This is a genomic window from Rhodoferax sp. ZS1R25 (assembly GCF_056521335.1).
This window is the reverse complement of record NZ_JBWMAZ010000001.1, coordinates 1-15,509: the sequence shown is the minus strand read 5'-3', so window position 1 is coordinate 15,509 and position 15,509 is coordinate 1. Positions and strand designations below refer to the sequence as shown.

Genomic DNA, 15,509 nt, shown 5'->3' with positions numbered 1-15,509 from the left:
AAAAGTCTTCCGACGTTGAACAAGAGCACTGTGTTCTTGGTGGTGGACGATTTCGAGGTGATGCGCAAGGTGAACGCCAACCAATTGCGCCAACTCGGTGCCGAAAATATTTTGGCGGCGAAAGATGGCGCCGAGGCGCTGCGCATACTACAGAGCCGTCCCGTGGATGTGGTGCTGTCAGACTGGAACATGCCAGTGATGAGCGGCCTCGAATTGCTGCAGGCCATGCGGGCTGATCCCAAGTTGCACGCGATCCCTCTGGTGATGATTACCGCCGAGGCCGAGCGCGACAAGGTAGAGCAGGCCATTGCCAGCGGTGTGACCTCGCTGCTGCTCAAACCGTATTCGCCAAGTCAGTTGCTGGCACGTGTGGGGAAGGCACTGGAGTGGAAGCCCCAGCGCCAACCTGGGGCGGCGCCTGCGTCCATACCTGCGCCGGTGGAGGCGGTTACAGCGCCGGTAAGGCCTGCTGGCGAGCAACGTCCCAGCATCCTGCTGGTGGACGACACCGCGGACAACCTGCTGCTGCTGTCGGAATTGCTCAAGGGCGACTACCGCATTCGCCTGGCACGTGGCGGCATCAAGGCGTTGGAAATTTGCACCTCTGACGATCCGCCAGACCTGGTTTTGCTGGACGTAATGATGCCGGACATGGACGGCTTCGAGGTGGCCCGGCGAATGCGCGAGCATCCCCAGTCAGAAAGCACCCCGGTAATCTTCATCACGGCCTTGACAGCCAGCGACGCCCACCTGAAGGGCATGGACCTGGGGGCGGTAGATTTCATCACCAAGCCCATTGTTCCTGAGTTGCTCAAGCCCCGCGTACGCAACTTCATGCGTTACGTGCAGATGCGAAAAAATCTTCAGGCCGATTACGACAGCATGGTGGAGTTGAGCCAGTTGCGCGAGAACGTTGCACAGATCACCCGCCACGACATCAAGGGTCCGCTGGCCGGTGTGCTGGGCTTGTTGCAGGAACTGGCGTCTGACGATGCACTGGGGCGCAAGCAAATTGAACAGGTGCGCCTGCTGGAAGAGACCACCCTGCAAGTGCTCAATATGGTGAACATGTCCAATGAGCTTTTCAAGATCGAGACCGGCCGCTTTGAGTTGAAGGCACAGCCTGTGCCGGTCGCGAATATCCTGCGCCGCATTGCTGAACTGGATCGGGCCAGTTTTGCCAGCAAGCAGCTGACTATTTCGATTGATGCCGACCAGGCGGTGGGTGAAGAACCGCCACTGGCCCTGGGCGATGCGATGCTGTGCTATTCGCTGTTCCACAACCTGCTGAAGAACGCCTGCGAAGCGGCGCCCACAGGCACACGCGTGTCGGTGCGGCTCATCGATGCTTCGCCCCTGCGGGTGGTTTTGACCAATAAGGGGGCGGTGCCCGTCGCCATACGTGAGCGCTTCTTCGACAAGTTCGTCACGTCTGGCAAAGCGGGAGGCAGTGGCATAGGCACCTACTCAGCGCGCTTGTTGGCCCAGGCCCAGCATGGCGACGTTCGCCTGCAGGTGGATGACGATGCCAACACCACGACGCTGGAAGTCTCCCTGCCACGCACCTGACGTCGTAGGGACTGTCGTCAGCGCCCGCCGCCTACATCCAGAATCGCGCCCGTGGTGTAGCTGGCCGCATCGCTGAGCAACCAGACGATGGCGTTGGCAATTTCCTGTGCGGTGCCGGGGCGCTGCATGGGCACCTGCGGCGCCAGACGCTGGGCGCGGTCGGGCTGGCCGCCGCTGGCGTGGATCTCGGTGTCGATGATGCCGGGGCGTACTGCGTTGACGCGGATGCCCTCGGCCGCGACCTCGCGTGCCAGGCCCACGGTGAAGCTGTCGATCGCGCCTTTGCTGGCCGCGTAGTCCACATACTGACCCGGTGAGCCCAGCGTGGCCGCCACGCTGGAGAGGTTGACGATGGTGCCACCGCTTCCGCCATGGCGGGTGCTCATGCGCAGCACCGCTTCGCGTGCGCAGACCATGCTGCCCAGTACGTTCGTGTTCAGCATGCGCTGCAACCGCGCGGTAGACATGGTGTCCACCCGGCTGGCCACATCCACCACGCCGGCGTTGTTGACCAGGGCCGTCAGCGTGCCCAGCTTGGCATCCACCTTGGCAAACATGGCCAGCACTTCAGCCTCGACAGCCACGTCGGCCTTCACGGTGATGGCGTTGCCACCCTGCGCGCGAATCTGGCGCACCACCTCGTCGGCGGCCAGGGAGTTGTCGCGGTAGTTGACGGCCACAGCGTAGCCGGCTTGCGCCAGAGAGAGGGCGGTGGCTGCGCCAATGCCGCGGGAGGCGCCGGTGATGAGTGCGATGGCTTGCATGGCGCCATGGTAGCGCGCCAGTTTTTGGGGTATGTTTGTGCCCATGCTCAATACCCAAACCTTTGCTGCCTACTGGTCCACCCCGGTGGTGGAGGCCAACATCTTCGTGCTGCTGCACCTGCTGGGGGCGTTGGTGCTGGGGCTCATGGTGGGTTACGAGCGCTCGTACCACGGGCGCGCGGCCGGTATGCGCACCTATGGGTTGGTGTGCATGGCCTCGGCCGCGCTGGCGGTCATGGGCGGCTACTCGCACTTCTGGTACGGCGGCATGAGCACCACGCTGTTTAGCAACGGTGATCTGTCGCGCGTGATGCAGGGCATCCTGACCGGCATTGGTTTTTTGTGCGCCGGCGTCATCATGAAAGAGGGCTTCAACATCAGTGGCCTGACCACGGCGGCCTCGCTCTGGGCCTCGTCGGTGATCGGCATTTTGGTGGGTGTCGGCCTGTATGTGGCGGCCATGTCGCTGGCCTTGCTCAGCGCGTTCTGCATGGTGTGGGTGTCCAAGCTGGAGAGCTGGTTGCCCTCGCGCCAGGCCGTGGCCATCCGACTCACGTTTGACCCGGGCTATAGACCCGTAGAGGCGGCCTTGCGCGCCATGGCGCATGACCGCGGCTACGACATTGCGGGTGGCACCATCGTGATTTCGATGGATGCAGGCTCTTTCACCTGGAACTTTGTGGCCGTGGCGCGTAGCCGGAAAAAGATGGCACCGATTTCTGACCTCGCGTCGGAGATGGGGCAGTTTCCTGGTGTGCAGCGTTTCCATGTGGCGTACGCGCGCAATTGATTTTTTTTGTTTCTTACTTTCAGGAGTTTGTATGGATCTGTTGATGAAGCCATGGGTACGTTCTCTGCGTCGGGTGGGAGTTGTGGCGGCGCTGCTGGCGTGCGGCTGGGCACAGGCGCAAACGGGGCCCGTGCATTTGTTGGTGGGCTTTCCTCCGGGCGGCGGCACCGACGCCATTGCCCGCACGCTGGCCGACAAGCTCAAGGACCAGCTCGGTATGCCCGTGGTGGTGGAGAACAAGGCCGGTGCTGGGGGCCAACTGGCCGCGCAGGCGCTGAAGGCGGCCGCGCCGGATGGTCTCACGCTGTTCCTCTCGCACGACCACACGATCTCCATCCTGCCCCAGGTGGTGAAGAACCCCGGTTTTGACCCGACCAAGGACTTCGTGCCCGTGGCTGGTTTTGCCACCTTTGTGAATGCACTGGCCGTATCGGGTGGCACGCCAGCCAAGTCGGTCAACGAGTACGTGGCCTGGGTCAAATCTCAGGGCGGTGGCAAGGGCACGGTGGGTGTGCCCGCACCGGCTTCTACGCCCGAGTTTTTGGTGGGGGTGATTGGCAAAAAATACGGCTTGGACTTGCAGGCGGTTCCCTACCGCGGTAGCGCGCCCATGATGGCCGACATGCTGGGCAACCAGATCGCTGCCGGTACGGGTTCGGTGCCCGACTTCATCGAAAACCACAAGGCCGGGAAGATTCGCGTTGTGGCCGTGCTGGGCGCGCAGCGCCAGGCGACGTTGCCCGAAGTGCCCACGCTGGCTGAGCTGGGGTTGGCGGGCTTTGAAGACATGCCTTACTACGGCATCTTCGCCCCCGCAGGGACGCCCAAGGCCATCATCGACAAGTTCTCCGAAGCCTTGGCCAAGGTGGTGGCCCAGCCCGACGTGAAGGAGCGCCTGACGAATATGGGTCTGACGGTGGGCTTTGTGGACCAGGCCACGCTGGCCAAGCGGGAGCAGGCTTACACCAAGGTGTGGGCCAAACTGATCAAAGACAGCGGCTTTGTCGCGCAATGAAAGCTGACACCATGAACTTGACATCGACCGACGGCTTTGTGTTCCCCGCCTATGTGGCCCGCCCTGAGGGCACGCCCCGCGGCGGCATCGTGGTGCTGCAGGAAATCTTTGGCATCAACGCCCATATCCGCGCGGTGGCAGACAGCTATGCCGCCGAGGGCTACCTGGTCATCGCCCCGGCCACCTTCCACCGCGTGCAAACCGGGGTGGAGCTGGGTTACACGGCGGAAGACGTGGCCGCCGGCGTGAAGCTGAAGGCTGCAGTAGAAGGCCTGCCCCCACCCGGCGTGCTGCAGGACGTGCAGGCCGCCGTGAACGCGGCCGCCGAGGCCGGCCCGGTGGGGGTGGTGGGCTACTGCTGGGGCGGCTTGCTGACCTGGCGTGCTGCGTGCGCGGTCTCGGGCATTCACGCCGCCGTGCCCTATTACGGCGGTGGCATGACCGCGCCGGCCGAAGTGGCACGCCAGCCGCAGTGCCCGGTGCTGGCCCATTTCGGTGAGCAAGACCACGGCATTCCGCTAGAAGGCGTGCGCGCTTTCCAGGCGGCGCATCTGGACGTGCAGGTCCAGATATACAACGCCCAGCATGGGTTCAACTGCGACCACCGCGGTGCGTTTGACGCGCCCTCGGCCGCGCTGGCAAGGGAACGCACACTGGCCTTCTTTGCCGCGCACCTGAAGGGTTAGGGGCCGCGTACCGGGCCCTGGATACTGCCCGGTGCCGCTATTGCGGCAAGTTGTAGCGGGCCAGTGTGCGGCGCACCACGCCGTCGCGCACCAGCTGTTTCATGGCGCTTTGCCACAGCGCTGCGTCGGACTCCGGGATGTCCAGCGAACCCGCCAGCCAGATTTCTCCGTAGTCCAGCGACTTGCTGGTTTGCAGCTTGGCGCGGGCGATGCCGTAGTCTGCGAGTACCGCGATGTTGATGGCCTCGCCGCCGTAGATGGCATCGACCATGCCGCGCTCCAGCATGCGCGCCATGTCTACCACCGAGCTGGCAAGGACAACGTTCTTGAAATTGCGGCTCGTTAGTTGCACTTCATTGGGCGAGCCGCGCAGAACGGCAATGCGCAGATCGCGCAACTTGTCCATCGAGTCGACAGGGATCTCGGCGCCTCGCATGGCTATGAATACGAATTTTTGCCGGTACAGCTTGACCAGCCAGCGGTAGTTCGCCTCCCGCTCGGGCGTGCGGGTCAAGGGGATTGTTATGGTGCGCGGCTGTGTGCCCACCAAGGTCAACGCACGTGTCCAGGGATAGAACTGGATATCTCCAGGGATCCCCAGGTGCGAGGCCATTTCCTGGACCAGGATGCCCAAGGCCCCCGGCGCGTCGGGGCCCTTTTCGGTGACGAAGGGCGGCAGGTCGCCGCTGACAATCTGGTACGGCGCCAGCGGTTCCGAACGCCCTTGCAACGCCGCGACCAGCAGCAAGAGTGAGAGCAGGAAGCGCATCTGCGGGGCCATGTACTTTTCTTTCAACGACAGATCCATTGTAACTTTTGTTACATGTCCTTCGTGCGCAGCGGGGCGCTAGCGTTCGGCCCGTGCCAGGTAGCGTTTGCGCCAGAAGAATACTGCCAGCACCGTGGCGGTGAATAGCATGGTGCCCATCGCCCACCAGAAGCCGTTGTGCACGTGGATCAGCGGGATGAATTCAAAGTTCATGCCAAAGATGCCGGCAATCAGGTTCAGCGGCAGAAAGATGGCGGTCAGCACGGTCAGCGTGCGCATGATGTCGTTGGTGCGGCTGCCCTGCACGCTGAAGTGCATTTGCACGGCGGTCTCGGCGCTTTGCTCCAGCCGACGCACATGGTGCACCACGCGCTCGATGTGCTCCAGCACGTCGCGGCTGCGCACCTGCAGCAGCTCGCGTTCGCGGGCCTCGACTGGCGTTTGGGGCTCGGGCCAGGTCTTCACGGCCTCAATCCAATCCTGAATGCTGGAGCGCTGCTCTTCGCAGGTTTCGTCCAACTGGTGCAGTGCCATGCGCGCATCCAGCAGCGACGACCAGTTCTTGAACCGCGTGCGCGGGCTCAGGAGCTCTGACTGCCAGTGGTCCAGCTGCTGCGTAAGTTCGCGGCGCAGGGCCAGGTAGCCGTCCACCATCTGGTTGACGATGCGCAGCATCAGGTCGGCGGGGCTGGTGGCAATGCGCGCACCAGCCGCGCGCGATTCGCTGCTGGCCGCTTGCATCAGTTTGGAGGCATAGGCGTCGCGCACACTGCAGTCGGCGGGGTGCACGGTGAGCAGCACGCGGTCAAACACCGCAAAGCCCACGGGGCTGGTGTCAATGCGCCGCAAGATCGGGGGGCCACCGCGCGCAGGTGTCTGGTGCAGGGGCTGGCCGGGTTGGTCCAGGTCGGTGGGGCGGCTGCCCGCAGCCAGGCGGCGGAACACCAGCACGTCGTACTGCGAGGTGTAATCGTAGTGCGAAGGCAGTTGGTTATTGATCAGGTCCGACACATGCAGGTCCACCAGCTGCGTGCCGCACAGGGTTTGCAGCGTCGCTTGGATCTCGGCCTGGGTGACCTCAAATTCGCGGCGCGCGCAGGCGATCCACACAAAGCCCTGCTCAGGCAGTCCACTGGTGTTCAGGGTGGCCAGCTCCTGGCTTTCGGTCACGCCGTTGGGCTGGATATGGAAGATGCGCATGGCGATCAGGCTTTCAGGGCTTTGGCCGCATCGATGGCAAAGTAGGTCAGCACGCCATCGGCACCCGCGCGCTTGAAGGCCAGCAGGCTCTCCAGCATCACCGCGTCGTGGTCCAGCCAGCCGTTCTGCGCGGCGGCCTTGAGCATGGCGTACTCGCCACTCACTTGGTACGCAAAGGTCGGCACCTTGAATTCGTCCTTCACGCGGCGCACCACGTCCAGGTAGGGCATGCCGGGTTTGACCATCACCATGTCCGCACCCTCGGCAATGTCCATGGCCACTTCGCGCAGAGCCTCGTCGCTGTTGCCGGGGTCCATTTGGTAGACCTTTTTGTTGCCTTTGCCCAGGTTGCCCGCGGAACCCACGGCATCGCGGAACGGGCCGTAGAAAGCGCTGGCGTACTTGGCGCTGTAGGCCATGATGCGGGTGTGCACCAGCTTCTCGGCTTCCAGCGCGGCGCGGATGGCGCCAATGCGACCATCCATCATGTCGCTGGGTGCCACGATGTCCACACCGGCACGCGCTTGCGTCAGCGCCTGTTGCACCAGTTGGGCCACCGTTTCTTCGTTGAGGATGTAGCCGTTTTCCTCGGGCCGGGTGTCGGGCAGGCCGTCCTGGCCGTGGGTGGTGAACGGGTCCAGTGCCACATCGGTCATCACGCCCAGTTCGGGAAACTCCTTTTTCAGAGCCCGCACGACGCGCGGCACCAGGCCGTCGGGATTCAGGGCTTCGGCGCCGTCGTAGGTTTTGAGCGACTGCTCCACCACCGGGAACAGCGCCATCACCGGAATCCCCAGCTTCACGCATTCTTCGGCCACGGGCAGCAGCAGGTCCAGGCTCAGGCGCTCCACGCCGGGCATGGAGGCAATCGGTACGCGCTGTTTTTGGCCGTCCACCACAAACACGGGGTAAATCAGGTCGTGGGCGGTGAGGGCGTTTTCACGCACCAGGTTGCGGGTAAAGCTGTCGCGGCGCAGGCGGCGTGGCCGGCCTGCGGGAAAGGGAGCATAAGAGGTCATGGGGAAAATTGTGCCTGAATCCCGCGGGGCGCTGTTGTGCTGACCATGCGGTCAGCTTGGGCCAATATCCGCTGTGTGAAGAGGAATTTACAAAAAAGTGCTTGTCACATGGCCGCAACATTGGTAAATTCTGTTCCGGGTAGCTTGCTATCCCCCGCTTTTCCTCCCTGAGCGGGGCCTTGATGTGTGACAGCAAATAGGCTTACTACCCCAGCCCTGTGCTGGGGTTTTTTTTGCCCTAAACTGACCGCATGCTCTGGGTCAAATCCTTCCACATCGTCTTTGTCGCCAGCTGGTTTGCTGGTCTGTTCTACCTTCCCCGCATCTTTGTGAATCTGGCCCTGGTGCCACCGGGCTCTGAGGCCGAGCGCGCGCGCCTGCTGCTCATGGCGCGCAAGCTGCTGCGCTTCACCACCCTGCTGGCCGTGCCGGCCATTGCGCTAGGTGCCTGGCTCTGGCTGGGCTACGGCATCGGGCGTGGCCCGGGCAATGGCTGGATGCATGCCAAGCTGGCCATGGTGCTGCTGGTACTGGGCTACCACCACGGCTGTAGCGTGCTGCTGCGCAAACTGGAGGCTGGCACGCTGCAGCGCAGCCACGTGTGGTTCCGCTGGTTCAACGAAATTCCCGTGCTGATGCTGGTCGTGATCGTCGTGTTGGTGGTGGTTAAACCCTTCTGACGGATTCGCCGTATGCACAAGTCCGCCGCCTGGCCCCTGGCCCTGTTGTATGCGGCACTGGTGGTGTATGCCAGCCTCTACCCATTTGTAGATTGGCGCGACCAAGGCATCGCACCCTGGGAGTTTCTGCTGGCGCCCGTGGCGCGCTACTGGACCGGCTTTGACGTTGGCATGAATGTGGTGGGCTATGTGCCACTAGGGGGGCTGTTCACCCTGGGGGCGTTGCGCACCGGGCGCAGCCGCCACCCGGTGTTGGCACCTATCGTCGGCGTGGCCCTGATCTCGCTGCTAATGGAAAGCCTGCAAAGCTACCTGCCCGTGCGCGTGCCCTCCCGCGAAGATTTTTTGCTCAATACGCTGGGCGGCGCCATGGGCGCGACCGCGGCCTTGCTGTTGGAAAAACTCGGGGCGATAGACCGCTGGAGCCGCATCCGGGCGCGCTGGTTTGTGCCGCAGGCGCGCGGCGGCCTGGTGCTGCTGGCGCTGTGGCCCGCGGCGCTGTTGTTTCCCGCCTCGGTGCCGCTAGGGCTGGGGCAGGTGCTGGAGCGCCTGCAGCAGGCACTGGCCGAGGGCTTGGCCGACTCCCCGTATCTGGTGTGGTTACCCGTGCCGGATGCCGGGCGCAGTGCGCTGGTGCCCAGTGCCGAGATGCTGTGTGTGGCACTGGGCCTGCTGATTCCGTGTTTGCTGGGTTTTTGCATTATTCGGGTGCTGGCGCGGCGCTGGGTGTTGGTGTTCCTGGCGCTGGTGGTGGCGGTGGCGGCCAGTGCATTGTCCGCCGCGCTGAGCTGGGGCCCCGCCCACGCCTGGGCCTGGCTGGACCTGCCTGCACAAATGGGGCTGGTTGTCGGGCTGCTGCTGGCGCTGGGGTTTGCCTTCATGCCCTGGCGCGGCAGCGCCGCGTTGGCGCTGGTGGCGCTCGGTGTGTACCTGAGCCTGTTAAACCAGGCGCCTGAGAGCCCCTACTTTGCCCAGACCCTGCAAGACTGGGAACAGGGGCGCTTCATCCGTTTTCATGGGCTGGCCCAGTGGTTGGGCTGGCTGTGGCCCTACGGAGCCATGCTGTATTTGCTGTCACTGGTAGGGCGGCCCAGCGCAGAAAACTAAAATCGCTGCATGAGCGAAACCACCCCTCCTCCCGCCTCGTACTACGAGCGCCACATCTTTTTCTGCCTGAACCAGCGCACCAACGGTGAAGACTGCTGTGCCCAGCACCAGGCGCAAGAGGCGTTTGACCGCTGCAAACAACAGGTCAAGGCCGCCGGCCTGTCTGGCCCCGGCAAGGTGCGGGTCAACAAGGCCGGTTGCTTGGACCGTTGCGCGGCAGGCCCGGTGGCCGTGGTCTATCCCGAAGCCGTCTGGTACAGCTTTGTGGACACCCAGGACATCGACGAGATCGTCGAATCCCATCTGAAAAACGGCAAGGTGGTGGAACGCCTGCTCACGCCTGCGCATCTAGGTCGTTGATTCAGAGACTTTTAGATCTCTAGCCCCCGCCGATACTGCGTAAGCAGCTATGGAATTGATAGTGAACGAATGAACGCTTCCACCCAAAAATTCACCGTGGCAGGTCCGGTGGGCACCATTGACGCCCTGCTGGACTTGCCCGCCGATGGCGTGACTCCGCGCGGCACTGCCGTCATCGCCCACCCGCACCCCCTGTTTGGCGGCACCATGGACAACAAGGTGGTGCAGACCATCGCGCGTGCCTTCGTGCAGTCGGGCTGGCGCGCCGTGCGCTTCAATTTCCGCGGTGTGGGTGCCAGCGAAGGCGCGTACGACGAAGGCCGGGGCGAGCTGCAGGACCTGCTGGCCGTTGTTGCCCACAGCGCTGCCGAAGGGGAGCTGGCCCTGGCTGGCTTCTCGTTTGGGGCTTTTGTCACCAGCCATGCGGTGGCCGCCGTGGCGCCGCGCCAGCCTGAGGCCGTGGTGCTGGTAGGCACCGCCGCCAGCCGCTTCACGGTGGCGCCCCTTGCCGCTGATTTGCACGACCGCACCCTGGTGCTGCACGGCGAACAAGACGATACCGTGCCATTGGCAGACGCCATGGCCTGGGCCCGCCCGCAAACCCTGCCCGTGACGGTAGTGCCCGGTGGCGGTCACTTCTTTCATGGACAATTGCCGCTTCTACGCAGCCTGGTCGCGCGCCACCTGCGCACCCTTTGAGCTTCTTGCTTTTCTTTTCTCCCTCTTTTCTCCTTATTCCCCCATGAAATCCTTTTTTGCGGCCCTGTTGGCCACCTTGAGCCTGGCCGTTGCAGCGCAGGCGCCCCAGCCCCCAGAAGTGGCGGCCCGCGCCTACCTGCTGCTGGACGTCACCTCCAACCAGATCCTGGCCTCCAAAGACATGGATATGGCGGTAGAGCCGGCCTCGCTGACCAAACTGATGACGGCCTACCTGGTGTTTGACGCCTTGCGCAGCAAAAAGATCGACTTCAAGCAAACTCTGCCCGTGAGCGAGCGGGCCTGGAAGATGCCTGGTTCGCGCATGTTCATCGACCCCAAGATGCAGGTGCCGGTGGAAGACCTGATCAAGGGTCTGATCGTGCAGTCTGGCAACGACGCCACCATGGCCTTGGCCGAGGGCGTGGGCGGCACGGCCGAGCGCTTTGTGCAGATGATGAATGACCAAGCCAAGGTGCTGGGCATGAAGTCCACCACCTACAAAAACCCCGAAGGCCTGACAGAAGCCGGCCACACCACGACGGCCCGCGACCTGAGCATCCTGGCGACCCGGCTGATGGCGGACTTCCCGGAGTACGTGGGCTTTTACGCCATCAAAAAATACCGCTACCCCGGCTCCCCTGCGGCGAACGACAGCAACCGCAACCTGCTGCTGTTCCGAGATCCCACGGTGGACGGCCTGAAAACCGGCCACACCGACGCCGCCGGCTACTGCATGGTGGCCACCGCCAAGCGCGACTTTCCCCAGCTCGTCACCGCCGGTGCGCCAGCCGGATCGCCCGGCGCCACCGGCAGCCGCCGTTTGTTGTCCATCGTGTTGGGTGCCGACAGCGAAAACTCCCGCGCCAACGAGTCCCAAAAGCTGCTGAACTGGGGTTACACCGCGTTCGAGGCGGTGAAGTTGTTCGATGCCAACCAGGCGGTGGTCAGTCCCAAGGTCTGGAAAGGCGCGTCCTCTGCCGTCAAAGCAGGGCGCCTGCAATCCATCGTGGTGGCCATGCCGGCCGGTACCGCCGGACGTCTGAAAACCGAAGTGGTGCGCGCGGAGCCCCTGATTGCGCCTGTGGCCAAGGGCCAGCAAATCGCCACCCTGCGGGTGCTGGCGGGGGATCAGGCGGTGGCGGAAGTGCCATTGCTGGCGCTGGAAGCCGTGGAGCAGGCGGGCATTTTTGGCCGTGCCTGGGACGCCATGCGCCTGTGGATTCGCTGAGTTTGCGTCCCACGATTGCGCGTAAACCCTCGATCTGATACATTAGAAGGCTTTTCGGAAATTCCGAAGGGATTCACGTTTTCATTTAGTTTCAAACGTTTAGGGACGTTTTTCAATGCCAACCATTAACCAGCTCGTGCGTCAAGGCCGTGAGGTCGAGACCATCAAGTCGAAGAGCCCTGCTATGCAGAACTCTCCGCAGCGTCGCGGTGTGTGCACCCGTGTGTACACCACAACGCCTAAAAAGCCCAACTCCGCTCTGCGTAAAGTCGCCAAAGTGCGCCTGACCAACGGTTTTGAAGTCATTTCCTACATCGGCGGTGAAGGCCACAACCTGCAAGAACACAGCGTCGTGCTGGTTCGCGGCGGTCGTGTCAAGGATTTGCCCGGTGTGCGTTACCACATCGTCCGCGGTTCGCTGGACTTGCAAGGCGTGAAAGACCGCAAGCAGTCTCGCTCCAAGTACGGTGCGAAGAAGCCAAAGGCCAAATAAATTGGCCTGGATGCAAGGCTGAAAGCCCTGAATCCGAAAAAGTAAAAGGTGTTTGTTTGCTGCGTGGCGCAGTAGATGAACGGAGTGACCCACTGTTCGGGTCGAGTAAGTGAGAGTCTTATTGATTAACTCTCGCGGTACTTGCAAAAGTACCAACTGAAGCAAAGAGGTGAAAAAATGCCACGTCGTCGCGAAGTCCCTAAACGTGAAATTCTGCCGGACCCCAAGTTCGGCAACGTAGAGCTGTCCAAATTCATGAACGTGATCATGGAAGGCGGCAAGAAAGCGATCGCTGAGCGCATCATTTATGGTGCTCTCGAACTGATCGCCAAGAAGCATCCTGACAAAGACCCAGTGGAAGCTTTCACTGTGGCCATCAATAACGTCAAGCCCATGGTGGAAGTGAAATCCCGCCGCGTGGGTGGTGCTAACTACCAAGTGCCTGTGGAAGTGCGCCCTGTCCGTCGTTTGGCTTTGTCCATGCGCTGGATCAAGGAAGCTGCCCGCAAGCGTGGTGAGAAGTCCATGGCTCAGCGTCTGGCCAACGAAATGTTGGAAGCCACTGAAGGCCGTGGCGGTGCCATGAAAAAGCGTGACGAAGTTCACCGCATGGCTGAAGCCAACAAGGCCTTCTCCCACTTCCGCTTCTAAGAGCGGCGCCCGCGGCTTTCAAGTGCGCGGGCGGTCCTGGCGGCGCAATAGCGCTGTCATCTTGACCGCCCACACTTTGAAGGCCGCACGCCACGCTGCGCTGTGCAGCTGGCGGTTTACAGAATTTGATCAACCAAGGATCCATCATGGCTCGCCATACTCCCATTGAGCGTTACCGCAATATCGGTATTTCCGCTCACATTGACGCCGGTAAAACTACGACGACCGAGCGCGTACTTTTTTATACCGGCGTGAACCACAAAATTGGTGAAGTGCACGATGGTGCAGCGACCATGGACTGGATGGAGCAAGAGCAAGAGCGCGGCATCACGATCACATCGGCTGCTACGACCTGCTTCTGGAAGGGTATGGACAAGTCCCTGCCTGAGCACCGCATCAACATTATTGACACCCCTGGACACGTGGACTTCACGATTGAAGTTGAGCGTTCCATGCGTGTGTTGGACGGCGCCTGCATGGTTTACTGTGCCGTGGGCGGTGTTCAGCCTCAGTCTGAAACCGTATGGCGTCAGGCTAACAAGTACAAAGTGCCTCGTTTGGCCTTTGTGAACAAGATGGACCGTACTGGCGCCAACTTCTTCAAGGTCGTGGACCAGATGAAACTGCGCCTGAAGGCCAGCCCTGTGCCCATGGTGATCCCAATCGGCGCTGAAGAAAACTTCACCGGCGTGGTGGACTTGATCAAAATGAAAGCCATCATCTGGGATGAAGCTTCGCAAGGCATGTTGTTCGACTACAAAGACATCCCCGCCGAGCTGGTGGAGTTGGCCAAAGAGTGGCGCGAGAAGATGGTTGAGGCTGCTGCCGAAGCCAATGAAGAACTGATGAACAAATACCTTGAAGAAGGTGATTTGACTGAAGAAGAAATCAAGTTCGGTATTCGCAAGCGCACCATTGCCAGCGAAATCCAGCCCATGTACTGTGGTTCTGCCTTCAAGAACAAGGGCGTGCAACGTATGTTGGACGCTGTGATTGAGTTCATGCCATCGCCCGTGGACATCCCACCTGTGAACGGTACGGACGAAGATGAAGCGCCTGTGGTGCGTCAAGCGTCTGACACCGAAAAATTCTCGGCATTGGCCTTCAAGCTGATGACGGATCCGTTTGTGGGTCAGCTGACGTTCGTGCGCGTGTACTCCGGCGTTCTGAACAAAGGCGACACCGTATTCAACCCGATCCGTGGCAAGAAAGAGCGTATCGGCCGTATCGTGCAAATGCACGCCAACAAGCGCGAAGAGGTGAGCGAAATTGTCGCTGGCGACATCGCTGCCTGTATCGGTCTGAAGGACGTCACCACGGGCGAAACCCTGTGCGACCCGTCGGCCATCATTATGTTGGAGCGCATGGTGTTCCCTGAGCCCGTGATTACGCAGGCTGTGGAACCCAAGACCAAGGTAGACCAGGAAAAAATGGGTATCGCTTTGCAGCGTTTGGCCCAAGAAGATCCTTCGTTCCGCGTCAAGACCGACGAAGAGTCCGGTCAGACCCTGATCGCCGGTATGGGCGAGCTGCACTTGGAAATTATTGTTGACCGCATGAAGCGCGAATTCGGCGTGGAAGCCAACGTGGGCAAGCCCCAGGTTGCCTACCGCGAAACCATCCGCAAGACCATCGAAGATGCCGAAGGCAAGTTCGTGCGTCAATCCGGTGGTAAGGGCCAATACGGTCACGTGGTCTTGAAGATTGAACCCAATGAAGCCGGTAAGGGCATTGAGTTTGTCGACGCGATCAAGGGCGGTACCGTTCCTCGCGAATTCATTCCTGCGGTGGAAAAGGGCATCAACGAAGCTGTGACCCAAGGCGTGCTGGCGGGCTACCCCGTGGTGGACGTCAAGGTGACCTTGCACTTCGGTTCATACCACGACGTGGACTCCAACGAATTGGCGTTCAAGATGGCCGCCATCTTCGGTTTCAAGGAAGGCTGCCGCAAAGCAGGCCCCGTGATTCTGGAGCCCATGATGGCTGTGGAAGTGGAAACACCCGAAGACTACGCTGGTAACGTGATGGGCGATTTGTCCTCACGCCGCGGTATGGTCCAAGGTATGGAAGACATGGTTGGCGGAGGCAAAGCCATCAAGGCTGAAGTTCCTTTGTCCGAAATGTTTGGCTACTCGACCACATTGCGCTCTATGTCGCAAGGTCGTGCGTCTTACACCATGGAATTCAAGCACTACACCGAAGCGCCACGTAACGTGTCCGAAGCCATCATGGCTGCGCGCGCCAAGTAATTTGTTCCCTGTCTGCGACGGTGTGCCGCCCTGTTTCCCGTGCGGGGCGAACCAGCAACACCGTGCAGACATAAAACCAATACACGGGATTAGCTCTTTTGGAGAATTGAAAAATGGGTAAAGAAAAATTCACACGAACCAAGCCACACGTCAACGTAGGCACCATTGGCCACGTGGACCACGGCAAGACCACCTTGACGGCAGCCATCACCACCGTGCTGGCAGCCAAA

The 15,509-nt window shown here is 61.5% G+C and carries 17 protein-coding genes; 13 read left to right on the top strand and 4 right to left on the bottom strand.

Going from position 1 to position 15,509, the window contains the following annotated elements; translation table 11 throughout:
• Window positions 1–15: 15 nt before the first annotated feature.
• Window positions 16–1,569: an ATP-binding response regulator gene (locus AC097R_RS00085; protein WP_479595491.1), complete on the top strand. Its 1,554-nt coding sequence runs from the start codon at window positions 16–18 to the stop codon at window positions 1,567–1,569.
• Between the two features lie 17 nt (window positions 1,570–1,586).
• On the opposite strand, the gene AC097R_RS00080 is transcribed toward AC097R_RS00085, so the two are convergent.
• Window positions 1,587–2,333, bottom strand: a complete 747-nt coding sequence (locus tag AC097R_RS00080; RefSeq protein ID WP_479595490.1) for an SDR family oxidoreductase — start codon at window positions 2,331–2,333, stop codon at window positions 1,587–1,589.
• Window positions 2,334–2,376: 43 nt separating this feature from the next.
• On the opposite strand from AC097R_RS00080, the gene AC097R_RS00075 reads away from it, so the two are divergent.
• Genes AC097R_RS00075 through AC097R_RS00065 form a run of 3 tightly spaced genes read left to right on the top strand, consistent with a single transcriptional unit; the run spans window position 2,377 to window position 4,824 of the window.
• Window positions 2,377–3,123 carry an MgtC/SapB family protein gene (locus AC097R_RS00075; RefSeq protein WP_479595489.1) on the top strand — a complete coding sequence of 249 codons (747 nt, stop codon included), beginning with the start codon at window positions 2,377–2,379 and terminating at the stop codon, window positions 3,121–3,123.
• A gap of 31 nt (window positions 3,124–3,154) precedes the next feature.
• A complete protein-coding gene (locus AC097R_RS00070) occupies window positions 3,155–4,138 on the top strand; it encodes a Bug family tripartite tricarboxylate transporter substrate binding protein (RefSeq protein WP_479595488.1) in 984 nt (327 codons plus the stop codon).
• Window positions 4,139–4,149: 11 nt separating this feature from the next.
• On the top strand, window positions 4,150–4,824 hold the full coding sequence (locus AC097R_RS00065) for a dienelactone hydrolase family protein (RefSeq protein WP_479595487.1): 675 nt from the start codon (window positions 4,150–4,152) through the stop codon (window positions 4,822–4,824).
• A gap of 37 nt (window positions 4,825–4,861) precedes the next feature.
• Here the strand turns inward: AC097R_RS00065 and AC097R_RS00060 are convergent, their stop codons facing one another.
• From AC097R_RS00060 to hemB, 3 genes are all read right to left on the bottom strand, one after another.
• Entirely contained in the window at window positions 4,862–5,605 is a 744-nt protein-coding gene (locus tag AC097R_RS00060) for a substrate-binding periplasmic protein (RefSeq protein WP_479595486.1), read from the bottom strand.
• Between the two features lie 66 nt (window positions 5,606–5,671).
• Entirely contained in the window at window positions 5,672–6,793 is a 1,122-nt protein-coding gene (locus tag AC097R_RS00055; protein WP_479595485.1) for a magnesium transporter CorA family protein, read from the bottom strand.
• A gap of 5 nt (window positions 6,794–6,798) precedes the next feature.
• Window positions 6,799–7,812: a porphobilinogen synthase gene (gene hemB, locus AC097R_RS00050; RefSeq protein ID WP_479595484.1), complete on the bottom strand. Its 1,014-nt coding sequence runs from the start codon at window positions 7,810–7,812 to the stop codon at window positions 6,799–6,801.
• Between the two features lie 251 nt (window positions 7,813–8,063).
• On the opposite strand from hemB, the gene AC097R_RS00045 reads away from it, so the two are divergent.
• The 9 genes from AC097R_RS00045 to AC097R_RS00005 all read left to right on the top strand — a co-directional run.
• Window positions 8,064–8,492, top strand: a complete 429-nt coding sequence (locus tag AC097R_RS00045; RefSeq protein WP_479595483.1) for a CopD family protein — start codon at window positions 8,064–8,066, stop codon at window positions 8,490–8,492.
• A 12-nt stretch (window positions 8,493–8,504) separates the two neighbouring features.
• Window positions 8,505–9,599: a VanZ family protein gene (locus tag AC097R_RS00040; RefSeq protein WP_479595482.1), complete on the top strand. Its 1,095-nt coding sequence runs from the start codon at window positions 8,505–8,507 to the stop codon at window positions 9,597–9,599.
• A 9-nt stretch (window positions 9,600–9,608) separates the two neighbouring features.
• Window positions 9,609–9,959 (top strand): (2Fe-2S) ferredoxin domain-containing protein, encoded by a 351-nt coding sequence (locus AC097R_RS00035; protein WP_479595481.1) that lies wholly within the window; start codon window positions 9,609–9,611, stop codon window positions 9,957–9,959.
• A gap of 69 nt (window positions 9,960–10,028) precedes the next feature.
• Window positions 10,029–10,658, top strand: coding sequence for an alpha/beta hydrolase (locus AC097R_RS00030; protein WP_479595480.1), 630 nt, complete (start codon window positions 10,029–10,031; stop codon window positions 10,656–10,658).
• 43 nt (window positions 10,659–10,701) lie between these two features.
• A complete protein-coding gene (locus AC097R_RS00025; RefSeq protein WP_479595479.1) occupies window positions 10,702–11,886 on the top strand; it encodes a D-alanyl-D-alanine carboxypeptidase family protein in 1,185 nt (394 codons plus the stop codon).
• Between the two features lie 115 nt (window positions 11,887–12,001).
• Window positions 12,002–12,379, top strand: coding sequence for a 30S ribosomal protein S12 (gene rpsL / locus AC097R_RS00020; RefSeq protein WP_011466063.1), 378 nt, complete (start codon window positions 12,002–12,004; stop codon window positions 12,377–12,379).
• 177 nt (window positions 12,380–12,556) lie between these two features.
• Window positions 12,557–13,030, top strand: coding sequence for a 30S ribosomal protein S7 (rpsG, locus tag AC097R_RS00015; protein WP_310342548.1), 474 nt, complete (start codon window positions 12,557–12,559; stop codon window positions 13,028–13,030).
• A gap of 146 nt (window positions 13,031–13,176) precedes the next feature.
• Window positions 13,177–15,279, top strand: a complete 2,103-nt coding sequence (fusA, locus tag AC097R_RS00010; RefSeq protein WP_479595478.1) for an elongation factor G — start codon at window positions 13,177–13,179, stop codon at window positions 15,277–15,279.
• A 113-nt stretch (window positions 15,280–15,392) separates the two neighbouring features.
• Window positions 15,393–15,509 (top strand): GTP-binding protein (locus tag AC097R_RS00005; protein WP_479598074.1); only part of this gene is annotated, 117 nt, incomplete at its 3' end.